Source organism: Salinivibrio kushneri (assembly GCF_027286325.1).
Lineage (GTDB): Bacteria > Pseudomonadota > Gammaproteobacteria > Enterobacterales > Vibrionaceae > Salinivibrio > Salinivibrio kushneri_A.
Window position 1 is genome coordinate 1,323,631 of record NZ_CP114588.1, and the last position, 25,620, is coordinate 1,349,250.

21 protein-coding genes are annotated in these 25,620 nt (G+C 49.6%); 11 read left to right on the plus strand and 10 right to left on the minus strand.

From position 1 onward, the window contains the following. Nucleotides 1–308: 308 nt before the first annotated feature. On the minus strand, nucleotides 309–1,337 hold the full coding sequence (locus N8M53_RS06320; protein WP_269579898.1) for a lipoate--protein ligase: 1,029 nt from the start codon (nucleotides 1,335–1,337) through the stop codon (nucleotides 309–311). 126 nt (nucleotides 1,338–1,463) lie between these two features. Then, nucleotides 1,464–1,592, minus strand: a complete 129-nt coding sequence (locus N8M53_RS06325) for a hypothetical protein (RefSeq protein WP_269579899.1) — start codon at nucleotides 1,590–1,592, stop codon at nucleotides 1,464–1,466. A 184-nt stretch (nucleotides 1,593–1,776) separates the two neighbouring features. Between N8M53_RS06325 and pheS the strand changes: the two genes are divergently transcribed. The 6 genes from pheS to btuD all read left to right on the plus strand — a co-directional run bounded on the left by pheS (nucleotide 1,777) and on the right by btuD (nucleotide 8,911). Further along, nucleotides 1,777–2,760, plus strand: a complete 984-nt coding sequence (gene pheS, locus N8M53_RS06330; RefSeq protein ID WP_269579900.1) for a phenylalanine--tRNA ligase subunit alpha — start codon at nucleotides 1,777–1,779, stop codon at nucleotides 2,758–2,760. A 19-nt stretch (nucleotides 2,761–2,779) separates the two neighbouring features. Continuing rightward, nucleotides 2,780–5,182 carry a phenylalanine--tRNA ligase subunit beta gene (gene pheT / locus N8M53_RS06335; RefSeq protein ID WP_269579901.1) on the plus strand — a complete coding sequence of 801 codons (2,403 nt, stop codon included), beginning with the start codon at nucleotides 2,780–2,782 and terminating at the stop codon, nucleotides 5,180–5,182. Between the two features lie 405 nt (nucleotides 5,183–5,587). Then, on the plus strand, nucleotides 5,588–5,884 hold the full coding sequence (gene ihfA / locus N8M53_RS06340) for an integration host factor subunit alpha (protein ID WP_077667850.1): 297 nt from the start codon (nucleotides 5,588–5,590) through the stop codon (nucleotides 5,882–5,884). 170 nt (nucleotides 5,885–6,054) lie between these two features. Further along, nucleotides 6,055–7,095, plus strand: coding sequence for a succinylglutamate desuccinylase (locus tag N8M53_RS06345; RefSeq protein WP_269579902.1), 1,041 nt, complete (start codon nucleotides 6,055–6,057; stop codon nucleotides 7,093–7,095). Nucleotides 7,096–7,157: 62 nt separating this feature from the next. Next, entirely contained in the window at nucleotides 7,158–8,141 is a 984-nt protein-coding gene (btuC, locus tag N8M53_RS06350; RefSeq protein WP_269579903.1) for a vitamin B12 ABC transporter permease BtuC, read from the plus strand. After that, nucleotides 8,138–8,911 (plus strand): vitamin B12 ABC transporter ATP-binding protein BtuD, encoded by a 774-nt coding sequence (btuD, locus tag N8M53_RS06355; protein ID WP_269579904.1) that lies wholly within the window; start codon nucleotides 8,138–8,140, stop codon nucleotides 8,909–8,911. The genes btuC and btuD overlap by 4 nt, the downstream gene beginning before the upstream one ends. A 16-nt stretch (nucleotides 8,912–8,927) precedes the next feature. On the opposite strand, the gene N8M53_RS06360 is transcribed toward btuD, so the two are convergent. Beyond that, nucleotides 8,928–9,392: a TerB family tellurite resistance protein gene (locus tag N8M53_RS06360; protein ID WP_269579905.1), complete on the minus strand. Its 465-nt coding sequence runs from the start codon at nucleotides 9,390–9,392 to the stop codon at nucleotides 8,928–8,930. A 281-nt stretch (nucleotides 9,393–9,673) separates the two neighbouring features. On the opposite strand from N8M53_RS06360, the gene hrpA reads away from it, so the two are divergent. The 3 genes from hrpA to N8M53_RS06375 all read left to right on the plus strand — a co-directional run bounded on the left by hrpA (nucleotide 9,674) and on the right by N8M53_RS06375 (nucleotide 15,356). After that, nucleotides 9,674–13,510 (plus strand): ATP-dependent RNA helicase HrpA, encoded by a 3,837-nt coding sequence (gene hrpA / locus N8M53_RS06365; RefSeq protein ID WP_269579990.1) that lies wholly within the window; start codon nucleotides 9,674–9,676, stop codon nucleotides 13,508–13,510. 180 nt (nucleotides 13,511–13,690) lie between these two features. Further along, the gene (locus N8M53_RS06370) at nucleotides 13,691–14,326 is read left to right on the plus strand and encodes a murein L,D-transpeptidase catalytic domain family protein (protein WP_269579906.1); all 636 of its coding nucleotides are present in this window, start codon (nucleotides 13,691–13,693) and stop codon (nucleotides 14,324–14,326) included. A gap of 172 nt (nucleotides 14,327–14,498) precedes the next feature. After that, entirely contained in the window at nucleotides 14,499–15,356 is an 858-nt protein-coding gene (locus N8M53_RS06375) for a DNA ligase (RefSeq protein WP_269579907.1), read from the plus strand. Between the two features lie 69 nt (nucleotides 15,357–15,425). Here the strand turns inward: N8M53_RS06375 and dld are convergent, their stop codons facing one another. Both dld and N8M53_RS06385 read right to left on the minus strand, forming a co-directional pair. Continuing rightward, nucleotides 15,426–17,219, minus strand: coding sequence for a D-lactate dehydrogenase (gene dld, locus N8M53_RS06380; RefSeq protein ID WP_269579908.1), 1,794 nt, complete (start codon nucleotides 17,217–17,219; stop codon nucleotides 15,426–15,428). A 104-nt stretch (nucleotides 17,220–17,323) separates the two neighbouring features. Next, entirely contained in the window at nucleotides 17,324–19,015 is a 1,692-nt protein-coding gene (locus tag N8M53_RS06385) for an L-lactate permease (RefSeq protein ID WP_269579909.1), read from the minus strand. Nucleotides 19,016–19,193: 178 nt separating this feature from the next. On the opposite strand from N8M53_RS06385, the gene N8M53_RS06390 reads away from it, so the two are divergent. After that, nucleotides 19,194–20,096, plus strand: a complete 903-nt coding sequence (locus tag N8M53_RS06390; RefSeq protein ID WP_269579910.1) for a LysR family transcriptional regulator — start codon at nucleotides 19,194–19,196, stop codon at nucleotides 20,094–20,096. A 52-nt stretch (nucleotides 20,097–20,148) separates the two neighbouring features. Here N8M53_RS06390 and N8M53_RS06395 read toward each other — a convergent pair whose 3' ends face one another. Together N8M53_RS06395 and N8M53_RS06400 are read right to left on the minus strand one after the other, a co-directional pair. Next, on the minus strand, nucleotides 20,149–20,973 hold the full coding sequence (locus tag N8M53_RS06395) for an HDOD domain-containing protein (protein WP_269579911.1): 825 nt from the start codon (nucleotides 20,971–20,973) through the stop codon (nucleotides 20,149–20,151). 67 nt (nucleotides 20,974–21,040) lie between these two features. Then, nucleotides 21,041–21,760 (minus strand): DUF3581 family protein, encoded by a 720-nt coding sequence (locus N8M53_RS06400; protein ID WP_269579912.1) that lies wholly within the window; start codon nucleotides 21,758–21,760, stop codon nucleotides 21,041–21,043. A 189-nt stretch (nucleotides 21,761–21,949) separates the two neighbouring features. Here N8M53_RS06400 and cobB point away from each other — a divergent pair, with 189 nt between their 5' ends. Further along, the gene (gene cobB / locus N8M53_RS06405; RefSeq protein ID WP_269579913.1) at nucleotides 21,950–22,666 is read left to right on the plus strand and encodes a Sir2 family NAD+-dependent deacetylase; all 717 of its coding nucleotides are present in this window, start codon (nucleotides 21,950–21,952) and stop codon (nucleotides 22,664–22,666) included. A 60-nt stretch (nucleotides 22,667–22,726) separates the two neighbouring features. On the opposite strand, the gene potC is transcribed toward cobB, so the two are convergent. The 3 genes from potC to potA are packed head-to-tail and all read right to left on the minus strand — an operon-like array spanning nucleotide 22,727 to nucleotide 25,450. Beyond that, the gene (potC, locus tag N8M53_RS06410; protein ID WP_269579914.1) at nucleotides 22,727–23,497 is read right to left on the minus strand and encodes a spermidine/putrescine ABC transporter permease PotC; all 771 of its coding nucleotides are present in this window, start codon (nucleotides 23,495–23,497) and stop codon (nucleotides 22,727–22,729) included. Beyond that, on the minus strand, nucleotides 23,494–24,348 hold the full coding sequence (potB, locus tag N8M53_RS06415; protein WP_269579915.1) for a spermidine/putrescine ABC transporter permease PotB: 855 nt from the start codon (nucleotides 24,346–24,348) through the stop codon (nucleotides 23,494–23,496). Before potB ends, potC begins: the two co-directional genes overlap by 4 nt. Beyond that, nucleotides 24,335–25,450: a spermidine/putrescine ABC transporter ATP-binding protein PotA gene (gene potA, locus N8M53_RS06420; protein ID WP_269579916.1), complete on the minus strand. Its 1,116-nt coding sequence runs from the start codon at nucleotides 25,448–25,450 to the stop codon at nucleotides 24,335–24,337. The genes potB and potA overlap by 14 nt, the downstream gene beginning before the upstream one ends. Nucleotides 25,451–25,620 lie beyond the last annotated feature (170 nt).

Here is a 25,620-nt window from a genome sequence, read left to right on the forward strand (position 1 = left end):
TCGTTGAATGATTGTTGGGTCTGCATGGGGCTAGCCGGGTGCAGGGTGTTGGCGTTAACGCCTGTGTAAAACAGCCTCCTGTGTTTTGTAACAAAATATGTAAAACTAGCGTAATGGTTTTTTACCAAAATTAAAAACTATTATTCAAGCCACATTAACGTGGATAATAATAGTTTGTCTATTATGTGTGGGATATATAACCAGACGGTGCCTGTCACCTATAGTGACGTGACAGGCGTTTGCGTCTTTGCGTGGGATCAAAGGAGAGGGGATTATGTGATAGAGGTCACTCTAGCCGTGTTCAGCGATCAGGCGATGGCTTGACGTAACCACAGGGCAATATCTTCGTACATAATTTGATGACTTTGGTCTGCATCAGCCCAGCTCATCACAAAGTGGTAAAGTTTTTCAGGGTGGTAGGCTTGTCCGACCAATTGATTGGCCAGGGTTTCTAGCGGTCCTGGCATTAAACTATCAGTGAATAACTGGCAATCGATGATTTCTCCATGTTTCACATCCAAGTGTAGCTCAACGCCTCCCCACTCAAAACGCTCATCAAAGGTGTGCATGAACTGCGGGCTGTTACCGAAATTCCACGCCCAGCTGCACTGTTTTTCATAAATCGCGTCAAACCCCTCGACATCGGGCTTAGCGTCGGGAGAAATATACTCAATCTCAGTGGTATGACCGTAATGGCGGAAAAAGGCAGACTTAATCGCTTCACAGACGCGTTGGTGATCAATGTCCGGGACAAAGTCAGCAATATTGGCCACGCGGGCTCGGACAGATGAAATCCCCTTGGCTTGTAGCTTTTTAGGATCAGGGTTGAGGTAGTCACCCAGTCGCGACAAGTTGGCATTAATCAAGAGCGTACCATGGTGAAAGCCGCGATCTTTGGCTTCTTTGTAGGCAGAGCCCGATACTTTTCTCGGGCCGTCGGGCGTATCCATAGTGAGATCATTTCGGCCACTGGCTGAGGCACTGATCCCGAGCGTTTTCAGGGCATCGAGTACAATTTGCGTTGATACTGACTTATCATAACCCGGCTTACCTGCCATAAAGGTAAAATTGGTGTTGCCCAAATCATGAAACACTGCGCCCCCGCCGCTTTGCCTTCTCGCTAACACCACAGCATCTTGTTCCATTTTGCGCGTATTACACTCGCGCCATGGGTTCTGGCCGCGTCCAATGACTACCGTATTGTCATTACGCCAGAGGAATAGGACGTTCTGCTGTGCCGACATGGTACGAAATATGGTGTCTTCCACGGCGAGATTGAACCAAGGGTGGGTGGACGTCGAAACAAACACACGTAAAGGACGACTGGTGTCTTGCATACTGGCTCCAAGTATTCGGTAAACAAGTGATTGAGGAAACGCGCACGCTGACCAACTGGGTTGTTGTCACACAAGCTTGTTCGGCAATATAGACGCTAGAATATCAAACAATGCTTAGCGAGTGATTTAATCAGCGCCAATATGCTCGATTTTTACCGGATCGACGCCCTGAATGACCAATCTACCATCAAAATGACGCCACTCGTGACCGGATGACAAGGAAAAATAGCGTAAATGCTGTTTAGCGTTTGGCATTAGTCGTGGCATTAATTAGTATGTAAGGTCAATTTATTACCTGTTCTCTCAGTCAATTGGCATTGAGGCGTATTATTGAGACGACTCTGTCAGTTTGCTCAGACAATGGGTGAAATCATGATGTCAGCAGGTATTGTCACGCACCTACCTGATTTGGACTGCCCAACGGGTCGACGAGGAAACAATGCAACAATTAGAAGAAATTCTTGCGAATGCAACCAGTGCGGTGACCAGTGCCGCTTCTGTGGCTGCATTGGATGAAGTCCGGGTTAAATTCCTAGGAAAGAAAGGCGAGCTAACGGCACAATTACAGGCGTTGGGCAAACTGCCACCGGAAGAGCGCCGTGAAGCGGGTCAAAAGATTAACCAAGCCAAGCAAACAGTACAGCAAGCGATTGCCGAGCGTAAACAAGCGCTAGAACGTGCTGAGCTTGAAGCGAAGTTAGCGGCCGAAACCATTGATGTTAGCCTGCCAGGGCGTCGTATCGAAAATGGTGGCTTGCATCCAGTGACACGCACTATTGAGCGTATTGAGCAATTTTTCGGTGAGCTGGGTTTCTCGGTTGCGTCCGGGCCAGAGGTTGAAGATGGTTTTCATAACTTTGATGCATTGAATATCGCCCCTGATCATCCTGCACGTACCGATCACGATACTTTCTTCTTTAACCCTGATTTGATGTTGCGTACGCACACCTCTGGCGTACAAATTCGTACCATGGAAGCGGGTAAACCCCCATTCCGTATTATTGCGCCCGGTCGCGTCTATCGTAATGATTATGACCAAACGCATACCCCGATGTTCCACCAAGTGGAAGGATTATTGGTCGATAAAGACATCACCTTTGCTGATCTCAAAGGGATCCTCAACGACTTCTTACGTAACTTTTTCGAGGAAGACCTGGAAGTGCGTTTCCGTCCCTCTTACTTCCCGTTCACTGAACCTTCTGCCGAAGTTGATGTTCGCCGCAAAGGTGGAAAATGGCTGGAGATCTTAGGCTGCGGCATGGTTCACCCGAATGTACTACGTGCGGTGAATATCGATCCAGAAGAATATCAAGGCTTTGCCTTTGGTATTGGCGTAGAGCGCCTGACCATGTTGCGTTATGGCGTGAATGATCTTCGTGCGTTCTTTGAGAACGATCTGCGCTTTTTGAAACAATTTAAGTAATCAGTGGGGCAAGATAATAATGAAATTCAGTGAATCTTGGTTGAGAGAGTGGGTAAACCCAGCAAACGACACCGACGCGCTTGCCCATCAGATCACCATGGCCGGCCTTGAAGTCGATGAAATTGCACCCGTTGCTGGCGACTTTAGCGGTGTAGTTGTGGGTGAAGTGGTTGAGTGTGGCCAACACCCAGATGCAGACAAACTGCGTGTTACCAAAATCAATGTTGGCGACGATGAATTGCTTGATATCGTTTGTGGTGCACCTAACTGTCGTCAAGGCCTGAAAGTCGCGGTCGCAATGGTTGGCGCGGTATTGCCAGGTGACTTCAAAATCAAAAAAGCGAAGCTACGTGGTCAACCGTCCTTCGGTATGCTGTGCTCATTTACAGAGCTAGGGATTGATATTGAATCTGATGGCATTATCGAACTGCCTGCCGACGCGCCAATTGGAACCGACATTCGTGAGTACCTCGCACTAAACGACGTAACCATCGATGTTGACTTAACCCCGAACCGTGCTGATTGCTTGAGCCTACGTGGCTTGGCACGTGAAGTCGGCGTATTGAACCGCACTGATGTCACTGAACCGACTATCACACCGGTTACTGCCAGTATTGACGACAAGGTATCCGTGCATATCGATGCACCACAAGCATGCCCACGTTATTTAGGTCGTGTGGTAAAGAATGTCGATCTTAATGCGCAGACCCCACTGTGGATGCAAGAAAAATTGCGCCGCAGTGGCATTCGCGCTATCGACCCTGTCGTGGATGTCACCAACTATGTGATGCTCGAGCAAGGGCAGCCGATGCATGCCTTTGATCTTAGCAAGCTTGAGGGTGGCATTGTGGTACGTATGGCAGAAGAGGGCGAAACGCTCACATTACTCGATGGCAATGAAGCAACCCTTAATGCCCAGACATTGGTTATCGCGGATGAGAAGAAAGCCTTGGCGATGGCCGGGATCTTTGGCGGGCAAGACTCTGGTGTCACCACAGACACCCAAGATATTTTACTCGAATCGGCGTTTTTTGCTCCTGACGTGATCCGCGGCCGTGCGCGTAGCTATGGGTTGCACACAGATTCCTCTCACCGTTTTGAACGTGGCGTCGACCCTGCGTTACAAGCGGCGGCGATGGAACGAGCGACTGAACTGCTATTGGCAATTTGTGGCGGTGAAGCGGGAGAGATTGTTACCGCTGAGACGGCAGAAACACTACCCACTCGTGACACCGTCACTCTCCGTCGAGAGAAGTTAGATGGCCTATTGGGTCATTCTATCGATAACAGTGATGTTCAAGCCATTTTGTCCCGCCTTGGCTGTGCGGTAACGGAAACCGAGAAAGGGTGGCAAGCAACGGCACCTAGCTGGCGTTTTGATATTGCCATTGAGCAGGATTTGATTGAGGAAGTCGGGCGTATTTACGGCTACGACAACATTCCAACTCGCGCGCCTAAAGCCGCACTGACAATGCGCGAATATAAAGAAGCAGCGATGCCACTGAAACGTGTCCGCGATTTGTTGGTTGACCGAGGCTTCCACGAGGCGATTACCTACAGTTTTGTCGAGCCAAAACAGCAAACGCTGGTTGTTCCCGATGTTGAGCCGCTGATCCTGCCAAGTCCAATTTCTGCGGACATGTCAGCCATGCGCCTGAGCTTGCTTCCTGGCCTTTTAAACACGGTGGCCTACAACCAAAAACGTCAGCAGCCTCGTGTGCGCTTGTTTGAATTTGGCTTACGCTTTACCCCAGAAGGTGAAACCGGTGGCACCGTTCGCCAATCGAGCATTCGCCAAGAGAGCATGCTTGCGGGGGTGATTGCAGGTCCTGGTAGTGAAGAGCATTGGGATCTGGCGAGCGCTACCGTTGACTTTTTTGACTTGAAAGGCGATCTAGAAGCGGTACTGGAACTCACAGGTAAGTTGAAAGACTTCCGTTTCGTGTCAGCCTCTCATCCTGCCATGCACCCAGGTCAAACCGCTGCTATTGAGTTTGACGGCAAAGTTGTGGGTCACATTGGTACCCTGCACCCTGAGCTTGAGCGTGAGTTTGGCTTAAATGGTCGAACTGTGGTGTTTGAGCTGGAGTGGCAAGCCATTGACGAACGCTTTATTCCCGAAGCAGCAGGGCTCTCAAAATTCCCTGCCAACCGTCGTGACATTGCGGTGATTGCCGACCAAGCGCTTGCGTCTGGTGACGTAGTGGCTGCTTGTTTGCAAAGCGGCAACCCATTGCTCAAGGACGCACAGCTTTTCGACCTTTACACCGGCAAAGGTGTGGAAGAGGGCAAGAAGAGTCTAGCGATCGCACTGACCTTGCAATCTGATGCGCGCACGCTTGAGGAAGCCGATATCAGTGATGCAGTGTCTGGTGTTGTCAGCCATTTATCAGAGAAATTAGGCGTTACCTTGCGTGACTAACCTAACGTCATCCCAAAAAGCAGCGGAAACGCTGCTTTTTTTATGCCTAAATGGTCTAACATCTATCCATTTGAAAAACTAAATAAATTCACTATATTTGATGAGTAAGTGTTCAGATATTGATAAAAAAGCCTAATATTAAGCAGCTTAGCAGTCTATTGGCTATGCTGGTAAAGAAAACCCTTGTAACATCTTGGTTTGAAAGGTCAATTTTTTGGACATTGTTCGTGCTTTTTTAATGTAAAAAAGTTGGCGCAAATCAGCCAGTTGGCATACACTTGTTCTGAGCTGGCCTTTAAATATCCCTAAAATACAAGGGCTAAAGACGTATAGGCCAAGTGTAGAATGGTGGTGTCGATACTGCGGTATTGCATATGTGTTCAACAATTCTTGAGGGAAAAACCTATGGCGCTCACTAAGGCCGATTTGGCTGAGAACCTGTTTGAAAATATCGGGATTAGCAAACGGGACGCCAAGGAGACAGTCGAGGTGTTTTTCGAAGAAGTTCGGAAAGCGCTCGAAAGTGGCGAACAGGTCAAGTTATCAGGGTTTGGTAACTTCGACTTGCGAGACAAGAATGAACGTCCCGGTCGAAATCCTAAAACAGGGGAAGATATTCCGATCACTGCGCGTCGCGTTGTGACATTTCGACCAGGCCAAAAACTCAAAGCGCGAGTTGAAAACGCAGACGTTGAAAAATAACGCTGCGTGCCCCCGACAGTGGTGACGACACCACACTAGAAAGCCGTGTGCCTATGCGCCACGGCTTTTTAATTTGTCTATACATGATCACATTGTGAGTGGAAAATCCTGGGTTTATTGGTTATCTCGCTGTAACGTTTTGTTGTCTAGTTGTAATAAAAGGATGCATTATGCTGACAGCACGTCCAGGTGCCTTTATTGATGCTGCACTCACCGCCCCCCATGCCTTTGCGCCAGACTCGTGGCGAGTGGGCTCGCTTACACTCAATCACAGCGCCCCCGGTATTATTTCGATACAGCCCGACGTCACCAAGGTTTCGCGTTGTGTTGTATTGTCTTCAGGTATTCATGGTGACGAAACCGCGCCCATCGAGCTCATTGACCGTCTGCTCGCCGATATATTGTCAGAGCAATTTACCCCCAATGTGCCGCTGTTACTGATCATTGGCCATGCCGAAGCGATTAAAGCCCACACCCGCTTTATTGAGGATAACCTCAACCGCTTATTCGGAGGTTGGAATGAGGAAAAAAACGAAGAGCACTACCTTGCTAACCAATTGCAAAAAGCAGTAAGTGACTTCTTTACCGCCCAGTCAGACGACTTGACTCGTTGGCACCTCGACTTACACAGTGCGATTCGCGAGTCCTACCATTATATGTTCGGTGTGATCCCCACTACACCGACCGAGAAAGATGTACGTCCATTGGCGGCGTTATTGAATGATGCCCAAATGGACGCCACAGTGTTGTCTCAATCCCCATCACCGACGTTTAGTTGGTATAGCGCCAACTATCATGATGCGCTAGCTGCCACCTTAGAAATGGGCCGTGTCGCGCCTTTGTTTGAAAATGATATGCGGGAGTACGAGCCGCTTGATCGCACCCTACGAGGCTTGCTAAAAGCCGCCACCTTGCCGACTGAATTGTCGCCAATGCGCTTTTACCGCGTGACACGAACCTTGACCAAGCACACAGAACAATTCGCGCTTACGTTTCCCTCGTCGGCTAAGAACTTCACACCGTTTGAAAAGGGGGTGTTATTGGCGACCGACAAGGGACAAGAAATCTATGCTGAGCACGAGGGGGAAGTAGTGATCTTCCCCAATGCCAATGTCCACGTAGGTCATCGCGCTGGATTACTCGCCACGCCCTTTAAGCCTAATGTCAATCAGCCACTCTTTGTGCACGCACCACAAAAAGCCTCGGCGTAGCGCTTTTCAAGCTGGCAATCAGTCGGTAAAGTGCGTCACAGTATTGGTTTAATGGATGACGCATGCGAGTGTCAGAACTCACCGCCCGCCAACAGAGCCGTTGGCGGCGCGCGTTACTTACTTTCTCGGCTTTACTGCTGTTGGTGTGTGGGCTTGCGCTGAGTGTGGGCGAGATATGGATCAATCCGTTCGCGCCTGACTCAACATTAGAGCAGCAGTTACTCTTACAGCTTCGCCTCCCTCGTGTGTTGGTCAGTGTGATGATAGGGGCCTCACTGGCAATGGCCGGGGCAAGCCTACAAGTGCTATTGGGTAATCCATTGGCAGAGCCCGGTGTCTTAGGCATTTCCGGTGGCGCAAGCATTGCCGTGGTCTTATTGTTGTTACTCGCACCAGCTTGGGCGTCGAGTGGCAGTATGGCCGTCACTGCCATGTTAGGCGCCAGCTTGTTTACCTTTATTTTAGTGATATTAGCCCGTCGCGCTCTAGCGACTGCACGCATTTTATTGGTCGGAGTTGCGCTTAGCATTTTGGCAGGGGCAGGTGTCACCTTGGCGTTTTACTTCAGCACTGACTTTAATTTGCGCCAATTAATGGTCTGGTTAATGGGATCGCTGTCCGGCATGCGATTGGAGCATGTGGGTATACTGACAATGACCTTACCTTGTATTGCGTTATTGTGGCGATACGGGCATAAGCTCGACCAACTAATGCTAGGAGAGTCTCAGGCGCAGCAATTAGGACTAGACACACATCAACTACGTTGGCAATTGATTGCCTTAATTAGCGTTTTAGTCGGGGTATCTGTCGCTGTGGCGGGTGTTATTGGCTTTATTGGTTTAATTGTTCCGCATTACTTACGCCTGTGGCTTGGTAGCCGTAATCGTACTTTGTTGCCCATGTCTGCGTTGGCAGGGGCGCTATTATTAGTCAGTGCCGACACCGTTGGCCGACTTATTCTTCCCTCAGCGGAACTTCCGGTGGGGGTAGTGACCAGTGTGCTTGGTGCGCCATTATTTATTTGGATGTTGGTGAGGGCGGGATGATCGTTCACGCTAAAGATTTGAGCTTAGCGCCACGTTTATTACCGATGTCCTTATCGGTTGATGCCGGACAAGTGGTACACCTTATCGGCCCCAACGGAAGTGGTAAAAGCACTTTACTAGAACTGTTGTCGGGCTTGGAAGCCCCTCAGTCGGGGAGTGTTTGGCTGCAAGGGCAACCCGTATCAGGACAAACTCGATATGATTTGGCTCAAGTGCGGGGATACCTGATGCAGCAACAGCGCCCTGCGTTTGTCATGGCGGTATTTGAATACCTCAATCTCGTGCTCGATAGTGTGCAATTGGCAACCGGTGAAATTCGAGACAAGACGGTCGCGGATGTGGTGTCTCGTTTGGCTATCAGCGACAAGCTCCACCGAAGAATAGACAGCTTATCGGGCGGAGAGTGGCAACGGGTGCGATTGGCGGGCGTCATGTTGCAAGTTTCAAAGGCGTTAAATCCACATGCGCGTTTACTTTTGCTTGATGAGCCGTCAAGCGGACTTGATGTCGCGCAACAGGAAGTGATTTACCAAGAAATGACCGCCTTGGCGCGAGAGCAGGAAATCGCAGTTATCATGGCCAATCACGACTTAAACCGCACCCTTGAGCACGCGGATACGGTTGTGGTGCTTAAACAAGGTCGTGTTGTTTCACTAGGCCCGCCGAAAGCGGTATTGACGGATCAGCTGCTCTCAGATGTTTTTGCCACGCCACTGGAACAGGTATCAACCGCCAATGGCCCAGTGATCATGCGCGCGTCCTCGGCATGACTTCCAACGTTTTGACCTAGCTTTCGCTGTCATCGCTTTCAATCACGTTAAGCTTGGCACGAATAAACTCGGCATGATCGACATAAAGCAGTTCGGCGGTTTTACGGATCACCGCTTCTTCGAGCGGGTCGATATTTTCATCGGCATACGCTACCGACCACATGGCTTCAATCAGTTCAATCCGTGCTTGTGGGTCTAAATCACGCAGCTTGTCCGTGTATTCATATAGTGATGTCGCTTGTTTACTGTGAGCTTGTGCCTCTGCCAACAGTGTATCTGCTTGCGATGGCTCGAGACTCAGCAATTGGCAAATGCGATCGCGCTTGGTCACAAACTCACGCTCATCAATATCGTGATCGGCCATGGCCACCTCACTCAATAAGCCAGCCATCGCTTGATGCAGCGACAGCCCAGCGTCACTGTGTTGCGTCGCGTCAGCGGCGAGGGCGGATTCGAGTTTTCTAAAAAGCTGTTTTAGCATGGCTGCTCTCCCAAACTGCGGGGTTTATTGGCTGTCTTTAAGCGTTTATACGCGACGAACGGCCAACGCGTTTACTTTATCGCCGCCACGTTGGTGGTGAGCGCGTGGCTGGCGCGGCTTTGATTCTTTTTACTTTGTGATAGGATGCGACACCAATCAACCTTATTTATCGGCTGTGACACTGATAAACGCCTTAAAAGATTAAGCAGTAAGCAGGAATCGCCTTGAGTTCACGTCATCACAACACGCCAGAGACACTGTTTGCAGCGCTAAACGATTGTATGCTGCAAGACCGTTTTCGTTTTAAAAAGCGCATCCATGGCGCGCAAAAAATCAAAAAAGACGACGCCAAACAGGCGGTATACGACCAAATTGCCGCTGAAATGGCGCAGAGTATGCAGCGCCTGCTCGCCCGTGGTGCCAATACGCCAACCGTTCGCTATCCGGAAGAATTGCCAGTCAGTCAGAAGAAAGATGACATTGCCGAGGCGATCGCGAACAACCAAGTCGTGATCATTGCGGGGGAAACGGGGTCAGGCAAAACTACTCAGCTGCCCAAAATCTGTATGGAGCTTGGGCTAGGCGTCGCCGGTACCATAGGCCACACTCAGCCACGTCGCTTGGCTGCGCGCTCGGTCGCTTCACGGATAGCTGAAGAGCTTGACGTCGAGTTAGGCAGCAGCGTGGGCTATAAGGTGCGCTTCAACGACAAAGTCTCAGAGTCGACGCAAGTCAAACTGATGACGGACGGGATCTTACTGGCCGAAATTCAGCACGATCGGTATCTGAATCAGTACGACTGCATCATTATCGATGAAGCCCACGAGCGCAGCCTAAACATCGATTTTATTCTCGGCTATTTGCGCGAGTTATTGCCCAAGCGTCCTGACCTCAAAGTCATCATTACCTCGGCAACCATCGATCCTGAGCGTTTTTCTAAGCACTTCAATAACGCGCCTATGATAGAGGTGTCTGGCCGAACGTATCCGGTGGAAGTGCGCTACCGTCCATTGGTGGAAGAGGACGATAGCGATCGTGACCAGCTGGAAGCGATCAGCGATGCGGTCGATGAACTGTGTCAGGAAGGGCCGGGTGATATCCTGATTTTTATGAATGGTGAGCGTGAAATTCGCGACACCGCTGATCACCTTCAGCGTCGTCAATTACGCGATACCGAAATTTTACCCCTATACGCGCGGCTTTCTGCTGGCGAGCAAAATCGTGTATTCCAATCTCACTCGGGACGCCGGATTGTACTGGCCACCAACGTCGCCGAGACCTCGCTAACCGTACCGGGCATTAAGTATGTAATTGATCCCGGCACGGCACGGATTTCTCGCTATAGTTACCGAACTAAGGTGCAGCGACTGCCAATTGAGCCGATTTCACAGGCCAGTGCTAATCAGCGTAAAGGACGCTGTGGCCGTGTGTCGGAAGGCATTTGTGTGCGTTTGTATAGCGAAGAGGACTTTTTAGGCCGTCCTGAATTTACCGACCCAGAAATTCTGCGGACTAATCTGGCTTCGGTGATCTTGCAAATGACGGCATTAGGGCTCGGTGATATTCAAGCCTTTCCGTTCGTTCAGCCGCCTGATAGCCGTCACATCAAAGATGGTGTCCGTTTGCTCGAAGAGTTGGGGGCGATCAAGCCCGGCCAAGCCACTGATAAACGTAAGCTGACCGCGATTGGTAAAACCTTGGCCAAACTGCCGATTGACCCGCGTTTGGCACGCATGGTGATTGAGGCGCCCAAGCATGGTGCCTTAAATGAGGTGATGGTGATTGCCGCGGCCTTGGCAATCCAAGACCCGCGTGAGCGTCCAGCGGATAAGCAGCAACAAGCGGATGAAAAGCACCGTCGTTTTGCCGATAAAGAATCGGACTTTTTGGCCTATGTAAACCTTTGGGACTACGTTAAAGAGCAGCAAAAAGCGCTATCGAATAACCAGTTCCGTAAACAGTGTAAAAAAGACTACCTCAATTACTTGCGCGTGCGAGAGTGGCAAGACGTTCACTATCAGATCACCCAAGTGATGAAAGAGCAGAATGCGCAATTCAACCAAGAGCCCGCCAGTTATCAGGCCATTCACATGGCCCTGCTAGCAGGGCTATTAAGCCACATTGGCCTGAAAGACCAAGAAAAGAACGAATACCAAGGCGCGCGAAATGCACGGTTCCATATTTTCCCGGGCTCTGGGCTTTTCAAAAAGCAGCCTAAATGGGTGATGGTTGCCGAGCTGGTTGAAACCTCGAAACTCTGGGGGCGAATTGTTGCGCGAATCCAACCTGAATGGGTGGAGCCATTGGCGCAGCATTTGATTAAGCGCAGCTACAGTGAACCACATTGGTCACGCAAGCAAGCGGCTGTGATGGCCAGTGAGAAGGTCACGCTATACGGGATCCCGATTGTCGCCAGCCGCAAAGTCAATTATGGCCCCATCGATCCGGTGCTGAGCCGTGAGCTGTTTATTCGTTCGGCATTGGTTGAAGGGGATTGGCAAACCAAGCATGCCTTTTTCCGCCAAAACCAAAAGCTGTTGGCGGAAGTGGAAGAGCTCGAGCTCAAATCTCGCCGACGCGATATTTTGGCAGACGACGATACCTTATTCGACTTTTACGATCAGCGCCTCGATCACAGTGTGGTCAGTGGGCGTCACTTCGATACCTGGTGGAAAAAGGCACGTCAAGACAATCCGGACCTGCTTAACTTTGAAAAAGCCATGCTATTACAAGGCGACGCTAGCCATGTCACGGAGCTGGATTACCCCAATTTTTGGCATCAAGGCAACTTGAAACTCAGGTTGAGCTACCAATTTGAACCGGGCCAAGACCATGATGGGGTGACGGTGCATATCCCGTTGCCGATCCTTAATCAGGTGTCAGAAGAAGGCTTTGATTGGCACGTTCCTGGATTGCGTCACGAACTGATTGTCGCGCTGATTAAATCGCTGCCTAAACCGTTACGACGTAACTTTGTTCCAGCGCCAAACTATGCCGATGCGATCTTACAGCGCGTGACGCCGATGGAGGCGCCCTTGCTCGATAGCATGGAGAAAGCCTTAAAGCAGATGTCCGGTGTCACCATTGAGCGTGACAGCTGGAACTTCAGTCAGCTTCCCGAGCATTTGCGTATCCAGTTCCGTGTAGTCGACGATAAGAATCGGACATTGGCCGAAAGCGAAGACTTAAATGCGCTTAAAGTCTCACTGAAAGACGAGGTACAAGCGACCTTATCGGATGTGGCAGATGATGACATTGAGCAGCAAGGGCTCACCCAATGGAGCTTTGGGGCATTGCCTCAGCGTTATCAGCAGAAAAAGCATGGCTTTGAAGTCAAAGCCTATCCTGCCTTAGTGGATGAAAAAGACAGTGTTGCCATTCGTCTTTTCGAAACGGAACATCAGCAACAGAAAGCCATGCAAGCGGGACAGCGTCGATTGGTCTTGCTCAATGTGCCATCGCCGATAAAATACCTGCACACCCATTTGCCCAATAAGTCGAAACTCGGTCTGTATTTTAACCCCTATGGCCGTGTTTTGGATTTGATTGATGACTGCATCGCCTGTGGCGTGGATAAACTCATTGAGCAACACGGCGGGTTAACCTGGGAAGCGCAAGCATTCGAAGCTCTTAAAGAGACGGTGCGTGCGGAGCTAGGTGATACCGTGGTGGAGATTGCTCAACAGGTCGAACAGATTTTAACCCATGCCTTTAGCATCAATAAAAAGCTAAAAGGTAAAGTGGATCTTTCCATGGCGTTTGCGATGTCGGATATCAAAGCTCAGCTAGAAGGGCTGATTTACAAGGGCTTTGCTACCGAATCAGGCTGGCAGCGGCTGCCCGATATTTTACGCTATATGAAAGCGATCGAACGCCGATTGGAAAAGCTTCCCGTGGATCCTACCCGCGATCGTAATCACATGCTCAAGATAGAATCTGTGATGAACGAGTATAAAGCATTGCTAAATAAGATCCCTAAAGGCAAGCCCGTGCCTGATGAGGTGAAAGCGATTCGTTGGATGATTGAAGAGCTGCGCGTGAGCTATTTCGCGCAACAACTCGGCACACCTTACCCCGTCTCGGATAAGCGGATTAAAAACGCCATTGCGGCGATATAACCCGGCAAGCTTATGCCGCTGCGGATTAGATGAAGACGGGCAAAGCGTCGACGTGAAATAATTTATATAAATATCAATAAATAATCGAAACCGTGTCACATGGCACGGTTTTTGTTTTTGTCAATACGAACGACAGACAGCTCGGTGGTTCGTGTTACCGTGGCAAGAAAGGAGCAAAAAATGAAACAAGCAGGTGTGGCCCCTTGGTATCGGGTAGTTTTATATGTATTGGCGCTAAGCATGCCAACCTCAGTTTGGGCCAGTTTTAAAGATGAAGTCAGTGGTTTATATCAATCACTCAATCTCGCTGGGGAGGTGTCGTACCAAGCCTTTTCTGATGCGTATCGCCATTTTAAGCACAACCCAAGTAGCAAGCCAGTGATGACACTGATTGATTACGGCAAACCGTCGTCAGAAAAGCGGTTTTGGGTGATTCATGTACGTGATCGCCGAGTTCTTTTTCGCTCTTATGTATCACACGGAAAGAACAGCGGCGCCCTTTACGCAAAACGTTTCTCGAATCAGATTAATTCCTTGCAAACATCATTGGGGGTCTATCGTGCTGCTGAAACCTACCATGGTAAACATGGCTATTCATTACGCCTCGATGGTTTGTCAAAGGGATTAAATGACAATGCACGTGAAAGAGCGATTGTTATTCACGGTGCCGATTACGCCCATCCGAACGTGATCAAACAAAGTGGCCAGCTCGGTAGAAGCTGGGGGTGTCCGGCGTTACCTAGCTACTTATCCGCCCGCGTGATTGATGCAATCAAAAATGGCACCTTTATTTACGCGTTTGCCAGCCAAGCTTGATGGCTATAGATTGAGTACTCGCCCCTGTTTCACGAGTCATTTCACGGTAGGCGGTGTAACATCTGCGCACTGTTCACCGTGAACGTAAATTCTCTACCAACAAAAAATAAAGGCATGTTGATATGCGTTGTATCGCGCTAGCGTATGCTCCTTACCACTGAGGAGGAATGCCATGGCACGCCTAAATCCTTTTACTTTATGCTTACTCTCCGCCTTTACCCTGCTTCCTACCAGTGATGCTGATGCTGCACCGTCGGCGCCAGCGTTGATGCATGGTATTGACGGACAGATTGCCGAACAAGACTATTGTGGTTATTGGGCCAGTGAAAAGCTCGATGGGATCCGTGCCTATTGGACGGGGTCTCGATTATTGACGCGGCAAGGCAATCCTATTCACGCCCCTGAAGCGTTTATCCAATCGCTTCCCCAGACCCCCTTAGATGGCGAGTTATGGGCCGGAAGAGGCGAGTTTCAAACCGTGTTGCGTACCGTGTTGGACGATAAACCGGATCCTGACGCGTGGCAGAACGTTCGCTTTTATGCCTTTGATTTACCCGATCATCCAGGTCCATTTTCGGCACGCTATGCGGCATTAAGACAGATCGTGTCTAAGACAGCATCGCCGCACTTTGCGTATGTCCCACAGAAGCCTGTGACGAGCAATGAAGCACTTAAGGAGAGGTTGGCTACCATCAATGAAGCAGGCGGTGAGGGTTTGATGCTGCATCATCCTGATAGTGTGTATGTGGGTCAGCGGGTAGAAAGCGTGGTTAAGTTGAAAACCTACCAAGAAAAAGATGTGATTGTAGTAGGGATGAATCCTGGCAAAGGGCGGTTACAAGGCTTGATGGGCTCTCTGGTGGTACGCCTGGCTGACGGCACCGAGTTTAGCGTGGGATCTGGTTTTAGTGATGCGCAACGGGCCAACCCGCCACAGATTGGCAGTTCTATCTTGGTGCGCCACAATGGTATGACGCAAAAGGGCATTCCACGCTTTGCTCGCTTTATTCGCGAGATACCTTCCCTTTAGAGAAAATCCCGCCAACGGAGACTAAAACGCACCGTTGGCGGGACGCCACTAACGTAAGGTGCGGGAGCCTTAGATGTGCTCCTGTGTGACAGAAGAGGAGGAAGCGCTAGCCTGTTGGCGCAGTTGATGATCCAGACACTGGCAATCGACACTGTATTTTTTCTTCCCGGTTTTTCCTATCCCGGGATTAAAGCTGTTGGTCGGGTCGAGCTGATGGTAGAAATGGGCTAAATCCGGCTCGGCGGCATAGAGATGCCCGACATTATGCTCGGCAGGGTATTTGGCACCTCGCTCATTCAGCAACGCTAGCATCTTCGCCTTAATGGCCGACACGTCCGCACCTTTTCTCACCACATAGTCTTGATGGAAGACGTGGCAGAAAAAGTGCCCATAATAAAGCTTGGCCTCCATCTCTTGTTCTATCTCGACGGGTAAGTGTTCTTCCCACTCGGTCTCGTTGCGCTTAAGCGCAATATCTAACGCGAGAATGTCTTCCACATCTCGGCTGTGCATGGTTTGGTAACGAATTGCCGCACCGGCTGCCGCAAAACGGTGAAGCATGGCTTTTTTCGCTTCATCTTCACTACAGGCAAAATAATCACTGTCTGAGTGTTCGGCAAAAAAACGGCTTAGAAACGCCGAGGCTTCTTCTATCCCTTCATCTGAAGCTTTGAATATTAGGTGGTGCTCGAACCTATCGCGAAACGCGAGCATGCGTTTGGGTAAGTGTTGGGGAAAAAGCTGACTGGCGTATTGCATCACTTTGTCTGGCAGTGCTTTTGGCAGTAACGGCACGTTGTCTAACCAGGCCGTGATTTTTGCTTTCAAGGCAAACATTTTTGGGATTGAATCGGTGCCCAGACGACCAATCGCTAAAAACACATCTTTGCCGTACCGCTCGGCGATATCAAAGGCGTCACGGTGCATGTATTCCGCCACTTCAGGTAGCTGAGAAAGCTCGGTAAGCACACGACGACGCAATGTATTAAGTACGTCTGGGTTATTGGTGCCTATGTAAAAGACTTGCTCGCGCTCAGGGATAGGGTAGGTATCAAGACGCACGGCAAATACCGCAAGTTTCCCCGCACAGCCGCTCACTTCGTGCAAGCGGTGTGTGTCGGCATTGTAACGCGCGGGGCTGTCAGCATCGACGTCACGTAAAATTTGCTCATAATCATCCGCAGAGGCTTTACGCTCATCATAGATGACATCATCTGGCCGATACTCACCGTGTTCAACACGCGAGAGAATGGTTTCCGGGTCGTCACCTAGGGCAATGCCTAAATGATTCACAAGCGTCAGTTCACCCTCCTCATTTAACTGTGCAAATAATGAATACTCGGTATAAGCTGGCCCACGCTTGACCAGCGCTCCTCCGGAATTGTTGGCCACACCACCGACAATCGATGCCCCAATACAAGAAGAGCCAATCACCGAATGGGGGGCGCGATTGAGTGGCCTAAGTGTCTGTTCTAAATGATGTAGTGTGGTTCCTGGAAAGCTCAACACCTGTTTGCCATTATCAATCAGCTGCAAGCCGTCCAAGCGCGTGGTATTGATGATCACCACGTCGCGGTCATAGTCATCCCCCTTTGGTGTAGAGCCTTCGGTTAAGCCCGTATTCGCGGCTTGCATGATCATCACCACATCAGCGTCCACACAGGCTTTAAGTACTCGCCATTGCATCACTAAAGAGGTAGGGAAAATAACCGCCAACGCTGGACCGCCCCCAGAGCGAAAGCCAGTGCGATAATGCTGAGTTTGACTGGTTTCTGTTAATAAATTGCTTTCGCCTACGATGTCCGTCAAGGTCGAAATAAACGCTTGTTGCTGCGATGACGACAAACGTGATGGGGTGTTCATAAGCGTTCCTTTTCCTTTATGTTACGACAGAGGCGAGCGTCAGCCGGACTAACCCGCTTGTGGTAAGAAAGGCCGAGTAATCACTCGGCCGTGTAATGATAAGATTACGCCCCGGTAAGCACATCGGCAAACTGCAAAACATTGACTAAGACAATGCCGATGACAGCGGCGGCAATCAGATAATAAATAGTCGGTAAGACGGTTTTCCGTAAGGTGACACCTTCACGGCCCAGCAAGCCAACCGTCGCTGATGCGGCAACCACATTATGGATAGCGATCATGTTGCCGGCCGCAGCACCGACGGCCTGTAGGGCGATGACAACCACAGTAGAGGCACCTAGGGTTTGTGCCACTTCAAATTGGAACTGGCTAAACATCATATTCGATACGGTGTTCGAACCGGCGATAAATGCGCCCAACGCCCCAATAGTGGCGCTCAGCGCTGGGAAGCCATTTCCTACTAAGTCGGCCGCGAAGCGTGCAGTCATGACCGGCATACTCACCAAGTCGGCACCATTAACGCCAGAGTTAATAAAGATTCGCACCATAGGGATGGTAAATACCAACACAAACCCAGCACCAATCAGTGTTTTACTCGATTCACGCGCAGCCGTTATCAGCGGCGACAATTGACGCGCCTGAAGCAACACGGCTAATAAAGCCACGAACGCAAGGATGCCGCCCGGTAGATAAAGTGGCTGAATGGCGGCGTTGACTCCTGTTTCACCAAACAATGAGGAAAAGCCAAGGCTGACATCGGTCAGCGCCGTTTTGACCGTCGGGCTAACACGGCTGATCACTAAGAAAACTGCCAATAACACATAGGGTGTCCAGGCCATGGCCATGCTCATTGGCTTTTCTTGAACCTTAAGATCCATTTTCAGAGAGCCTAACCAATGGCTTGGCCATGTCGACTCATCATCAAAATCCCACTGTGTTTTCGGTACCAAAAAACCTTTACGTGCGGCTGTTGTGACCAATACGATACCGGCAAGGCCACCGAGTAATGAGGGAAATTCTGGTCCGAGTAACCAGCCGGTGAGAGCATAAGGAACGGTGAACGCTAAACCGGCAAAAATCGCAAATGGGGCAACTTCTAAGCCTTCTTTCCAGCTCTTATTTTTGCCGAAAAAGCGGGTTAACATCATTGCCATCAACAAAGGCATGAGGGTGCCGATCACCGCGTGAATAAACGATACTTGCGTGGTAATAGATTGTAGATAGGTGGCCCAATCACTGCCATTGGCGGTGAGTGTTTGCCCAATTGCATGGCTGTCTAACCCTTTGTTTACCCCCACGATAATAGGTGTACCAACCGCACCAAAGGAGACTGGCGTCGATTGGATCATCATACCCACGACAACGGCGGCCAACGCGGGGAAGCCTATCGCGACCAATAACGGCGCAGCGATGGCGGCGGGCGTACCGAACCCTGACGCTCCCTCGATAAACGAGCCAAAGCACCACGCAATAATGATGGCCTGAATACGTCTGTCATCAGAAATGGTGGTAAAGCCGTTACGTATCACGGTAATCGCGCCGGTGTGTTTTAAGGTGTTAAGCAAAAGGATGGCACCAAACACGATCCAAAGTACCGCGGCAGTAATGATTAACCCCTGTGCGATAGAGGCAGACACACGGGCTGCACTCATCTGCCACTGGAATAGTGCGATCAAGACTGTCATTATAAAGGCGACGGGCATGGCTTTCTTAGCTGGCCAATTCAAGCCGACCAATAAGATAGCCGCCACCACGATGGGTGAAAACGCGACGAGGGCGTATAGGGTATCTGTCATAAGTGTTCCTTATTAGGTATCTCTTCCGTTGAATCACGTTTAAATGTTCAGGTCACCAATGTGTTGTTATTTTGCTGACAGCTCGGTGACATGATGTTAACTGTATGTGACATTACGCGTTTGCATTTTTCTGATATATGGAAATAATGAAAATAATTACTTCCATAAATGACATAATATGCCGAAGACAGATGATCTCGTTCTCTTTGCTCAAGTCGCCGAATTAGGCTCTTTTAGCAAGGTAGCGGAAATAAATTCCCTGACAAATTCCGTAGTTAGCAAGCGGATTAAAAAGCTCGAAGAAGGGTTGGGCGTGCAGCTTTTGTATCGCACCACGCGCAAGCTGACACTTACCGATGCCGGACGTACCTTGTATCAAGGTGCAAAAAATGTGAAGCAGGCCGCTGATGAAGCGTTTGATGCGGTAGCAGGGCTTGGCGAAGCTATTACGGGACAAATCAAAATATCGGTCCCGACGATTTCTGGCGAGTTATTGTTAGCTGAAGCGGTGGCGGCGTTTTGTGGGCAATATCCGGGCCTTAACATTGATATGTCGCTGGATAACCGCTTTGTCGATTTAATTGATGAGGGGTTTGATCTGGTTATCCGTACTGGTTATCTCGAGGACTCTAGCTTGATTGCTCGCCATATTATCGATTCTCAATGGGTGGTGTGTGCGGCGCCGAGCTATATTGCGCGTCATGGCCGCCCGCAACATCCTATTGAATTAAAACAGCATAATTGCTTGCAATATGCTTACCAAACCACGGGAGCCAGTGACTGGGAGTTTAAAGGTGAGCATAAAAACCAAGTCATTAAAGTGGCCGGTAACTTTTCGACCGACAACCCCATCGCTTTGCGGCAAGGAGCGCTAAGTGGCCATGGCATCGCGTATGTACCGCGGTGTTTGGTGTATGACGACTTGATGCAAGGCGTATTGGTTGATCTTTTCCCTGACCAAGTGGGCAAAAAACTCGGGATTTATGCAGTGTATCCATTCACTCGCCAGCCGCCTAAAAAAGTACGTTTGCTGATAGAGCACATCCGCAACAAATACCTTGCGATTCAGCATTGCTTTTAGGAAGCACCCGTCGTGGGCTCATATATTGAGCCCATGCGATGGATGATAGACGCTATTTAAGCATTTTTGCCATTTCACGCCCTGAGCCAATGACATCGTCGATATTAGCGACCACGGTTTTAGGCAAACCGAGAATGTTGTATTCGAGCTGCTGATCGAGCCAATCGAGCTTAGAGTCGGTGGTGACAAACTCGCCCCAAGCGGCGTCAATTTTGTTGGCTAAGCGGAGTATGCCCGCCAATGGCGAAAACTGCTCATCGTGTACGGGCGAAAACTGATAACGAATTGCATCGCTTAAGCGCTGGGGAAAGTTCCAAGTTTGTGCGAGCTCGCCACCTAACTCGGCACTGGTGATCCCCAATATAAGCTGTTGTGCTTCTTGCTTGGGCTTACCCGCTTCCATATGCAGATTAATACGGTCCAACTTGTCATAGGCGGTGGTCATGATCAGCAGCTCACCGAGGTTGTGAAGCATACCCGCGGTAAATGCTTCGTTACCGTCCATTCTTAAAGCGTTTGCCAAGGCTTTACTCAAGGTTGCAATTTCGAAAGTGTGTTGCCAAAACGCATCCATATCGACTTCTTCATCAACATCAAAGGCACTCATCAACGCACTTGACACCACTAGGGTTCGAACTGGGCCCAAGCCCAGCCGAATGACCGCTTCGTTGACAGAGCCCACGTTTCGGGCGCGGCCAAAATAGGCTGAATTAGACAAACGAAGCACACGCGCAGAGATGACTTGGTCGTAGGCGATTTTTTCAGCGATTTGATTAAGCTCAGCGTCATGGCTGTTGACCAACTCAATCAACTCTTGCACGACTTTGGGGATTTTCGGGAGACGATCGATAAGCTCGACCAAGCTATTGGATTCCATAACAACTTCCTTCGGCGTTGGCTCTGATTTAACTATAGATCAGAGCCAAAGGCTTCAGGGAAGAAAATTACTCCGAGGCGGTCGTGGCGCAGTAAGCCTGTTTTCTGGCATTAAAACGCTCCACCAGGTTTTGAATGGCCTCTTCGCAGTAGGGGCGCAGCCCACTGGCAACCATGGTTTTGCATCCGTGTCCCACACGCCGCCCATCGACGATAAAATCAAAAGCAAGATCGACTTTTCCGCGTTTGCCGCTCACTTGCATCACCGAATCCGATAAAGCGACATCGGCAGAGTCTATTGATAGATCATCAAACGCCAAGCTCATTTTCTCGTACATGACGAGTGGACGTTCAGTGTTGATCATCATTTGTTGCTCCCGCATTAGCGGCACCATGATATGCGGGAAGTTCTTACCGGAAAATTGCACGTAGTGCTCGGCGATCTCTGTTGCTAATGCTTTATCGTGGCGTGTCTGTCCATGGCGCGTCATGGTGAGATAAAGCTTTTGATTATCGTCGATGACGGTAACGCCTTCGTCTGTTTCGACAATCGACAAGGGCGTATTAGCACTGATCATCCCATTGAACTGAATCTCGATTTGCTCGCTGATCCCTGTTTTGGCCAATAAGATAGAAAGCAGCAAATCCCCAGGCACACAGAATCGTGAAGCGTCTGTATCATGAATCGGGTTAAAGTCGCCAGCGATACGTTTAGCAAAGTCACTTGCTTGCTGGCGAGTAAAAATCAGTTTGCCATCTTGCTCGGTGTAATAATGTTCTAATTTCATAATGGGTAACAGATGCGAGAAATAAGCAGACATTGTAACCCAAGCGAAGCGCGGCATTGGTCTAGCCAGTCGTTGCATTATCTTTTTGTGATTAGAGTCAACGACTAAGGTCTAAACCCTTACTACTTCAATGGTAAGCGTGAGAGTGTTATAAAGTAAATAAACAGGTCACTTGTATAGGAACGGCGTATGGGATTCCCTTATCGACACATCGTAGTTTTGACAGGCGCGGGAATATCTGCAGAGTCAGGGATTAGAACCTTCCGAGATCAAGATGGCCTTTGGGAAGAGCATCATATTGAAGACGTTGCAACGCCTGAGGGCTTTGAGAGAAACCCGACCCTTGTTCAGCAGTTCTATAATGATCGTCGGCGCCAATTACAAGGAGAAATCACCCCCAATCCGGCCCATGAGGCACTGGCACGCCTAGAGCAGGAAACCGAGGCCACTGTGCTCATTGTGACCCAGAATATTGATAATCTTCACGAGCGCGCCGGCACGCACAATATCATTCATATGCACGGTGAGCTGTTAAAGGCGCGTTGTAGCCACTCGCAGCAAACCATCGATTGGACCGGTGATATCCAGGAGTCCGATCACTGCCATTGTTGTCAGATGCCCGCGCCCTTAAGGCCACACGTGGTGTGGTTCGGGGAGATGCCACTGGGGATGGGAAAAATTCATGATGCACTTAATCAAGCGGATCTGTTTGTTTCTATTGGCACCTCTGGGGCGGTGTATCCCGCGGCGGGGTTTGTGCACGAAGCAGCAATGCATGGTGCGCATACCATTGAAATAAATTTGGAGCCCAGCGCGGTGGAAAGTGAGTTCAATGAGCGGCGTTACGGGAAGGCAAGCACGCTCGTGCCGAAGCTGGTGGAGGAAATTCTGGCACTGGAGCAGTAACGCAAGAGGGTACAGATAGAAAAAAGGGCTGCTGGTGGAATAGCAGCCCTCGCGCAAGGGTTATTTTAACCTGTCTTTCGCGAGCCATTGCGAGCACATGACTAACACTAACGACACCAATAACATGATAGTGGCAAGTGCATTCACTTCGGGTGATACGCCCACTTTAACCATCGAATAAATCTTTAAGGGCAAAATTTCATAGCTTGGCCCGGTAACAAATGAGCTAACGATAACGTCGTCCAGCGAAAGGGTAAAACTTAGTAGCCAACCTGCACCGACCGCCGGTGCCGCCAGTGGCAAAATAATCTTGCTGAGGATCACCCATTCGCTCGCGCCTAAATCACGTGCCGCTTCAAGCATTTTAACGTCAAAACCATTTAAGCGGCTGTATACCGTGACGACCACGAATGGTAGGCAGAAGGTGATATGAGAAAGCAGTAGGGTTAAAAAGCCCAGTTGCGCACCCATCAAAACAAATAGTGCCAATAACGAAATCGCCATCACAATATCCGGGGACATCATCACCACAAAGAGCATGCCATTGACAAACTGTTTACCACGAAAGCGGTAGCGAAAAAGGGCAACAGCGGTCAAGCTACCAATTATAGCGGCAGCGCTGGCAGAAAAAACCGCAATGGTTAATGAGTTCCCCGCTGCTTGCATCAGGCTATGATTATTGACCAGCTGCCCATACCACTCCAACGTGAAGCCTTTCCAACTCATGCCAAATTTGCTGGCATTGAACGAGTTAACGATCAACACCAGAATTGGGATGTAAAGGAAGGCGTAAACCAAGGAGAGAAAACTGTTCCTAAACCACCGGATCATGATAAGGCCTCCTTGCGATTCATCCACTTACCCACACGCCAATACGCAAACAGTAACAGCCCCATTAACACCGTCAGAGAAATACTGGCCGCTGAGCCAAATGGCCAATCGCGAACGTTCAAAATCTGACTTTTAATCACATTACCAATCAGTAAGTTTTTTGCTCCCCCGAGTAAATCCGAGACGTAGAACATACCTAGGGCGGGAAGAATCACTAGCAAACTGCCGGCAATAATACCGGGTGTGGTCAGCGGCAGGATCACACGCAAAAAGCATTGGAGTTTGTTGGCGCCTAAATCACGCGCTGCTTCCAGGTAGCTACGGTCCAATTTCTCAATGCTTGAATAGAGCGGCAGAATCATAAACGGCAGCAAAATATAGACAAGACCCACCATCACCGCATATTCGGTATACATAATACGAACGGGGCGTTCTATTAAACCAAGCCACATCATACTTTCATTGAGTAGCCCACGGGTACCAAGAAATATTTTTAGCCCGTAAGTACGGATCAAGGAGTTAGTCCAAAACGGGACAATCACTAAAAACAGCATCAAAGGGCGTGTGTTTTTAGGCATTTTGGCAATGATAAACGCGAATGGATAGCCGATCAGTAGGCAGATCAGTGTCGCCAAAGCCGCCATATAGAAAGAGTGCCAGACTACTTTCGCATAAAGAGGATCGAGAAGTTTCGCATAATTGCTCAGCGTAAAGGTCATCTCGATAAGATCAGCGTCATCGCGGGTTAAAAAGCTGGTCGCGATAATCATTAAGTTGGGTAAAAAAACAAAGATCAGCAACCAACCTACGACCAACCCCACGATGGCGGTTTGCAGATTAAGCTTTTTCATCGGCCAGCACCACCTCCCAGCTTTCTACCCAAGTCAGAGCTACCTTCTGGTCGATGGAGTGATCGACGTCTGGGTCATCTTCATTGAAGAACTCACTCACCATCACGGTTTGCCCTGATGGCAACTCGAGCACCGAGTCGAGGGTCATACCTTTGTAATTTCGCTCGCGTACGTAGCCGACAATACCGTTGGGCTTGGCATTACCATGAATTTCTTCCAAGCGGATGTCTTCAGGGCGAAGCAATACCTTGATAGCGTCACCCGGATGCACATCGAGCTTGCAATACACTTCACACTCACGAGATTCAACCCGGGCCCAAATACGCTTGTCATCGATGCGTTTAATCACACTGGCATCAAACACATTGATTTCGCCAATAAAGCGCGCCACGAATAAGTTCTTGGGCTCTTCATATATCTCACGTGGTGAGCCGTCTTGCTCGATTTCGCCATCACGCATAACGATAATACGATCTGACATCGAGAGGGCTTCTTCTTGATCGTGGGTAACGAAGATAAAAGTAATCCCCAGTTTGCGTTGCAGCTGTTTCAGCTCCATCTGCATTTGTTTACGCAGTTTGTAATCGAGTGCAGAGAGGGATTCATCCAGCAAGAGCACGCTAGGTTTATTCACCACGGCGCGTGCAATCGCGATACGTTGCTGCTGTCCGCCAGACAATTGATGAGGTTTACGAGAGGCGTAATGGTCAAGCTGTACCATTCGCAGCGCTTCCATCACCCGAGGTTCAATATGGTGATGATTCACGCCCTGCATGCGCAGGCCAAATGCGACGTTTTCAAACACTGTCATATGTGGGAAAAGCGCATAGCTTTGAAAGACAGTATTTACATTGCGTTTTTCTGCTGGGAGGGTCGTGACATCTTTGCCATCAATAACGACAGCACCACTGTCGGCATCTTCCAGCCCCGCAATCAAACGCAGTACGGTTGTTTTACCACAGCCTGAAGGGCCAAGGATCGTTAGGAATTCTCCGTTATTGACCGTTAGGTTGAAACGGGAGATGATTTCTTTGCCGTCGAAACTTTTGGTTAGTGACGCGAGCTCGACAACCGGTTTGTGAGATACATTTGCGTGCTTCAATGGTTCGTTCTCTCTCTACCTGGCAAATTGTCTTGTACATTCGTACCCATAAAACAGACGGCGCATAATAGACGCGTGTCAGTCGAAGTTAAAGCAGTTTTTCTCTCGTTTTGGTACTTGGGTGTCTGTTGTTCCAGCCTAAACCAGACCAGTGTCTACGCAAAGGCGTT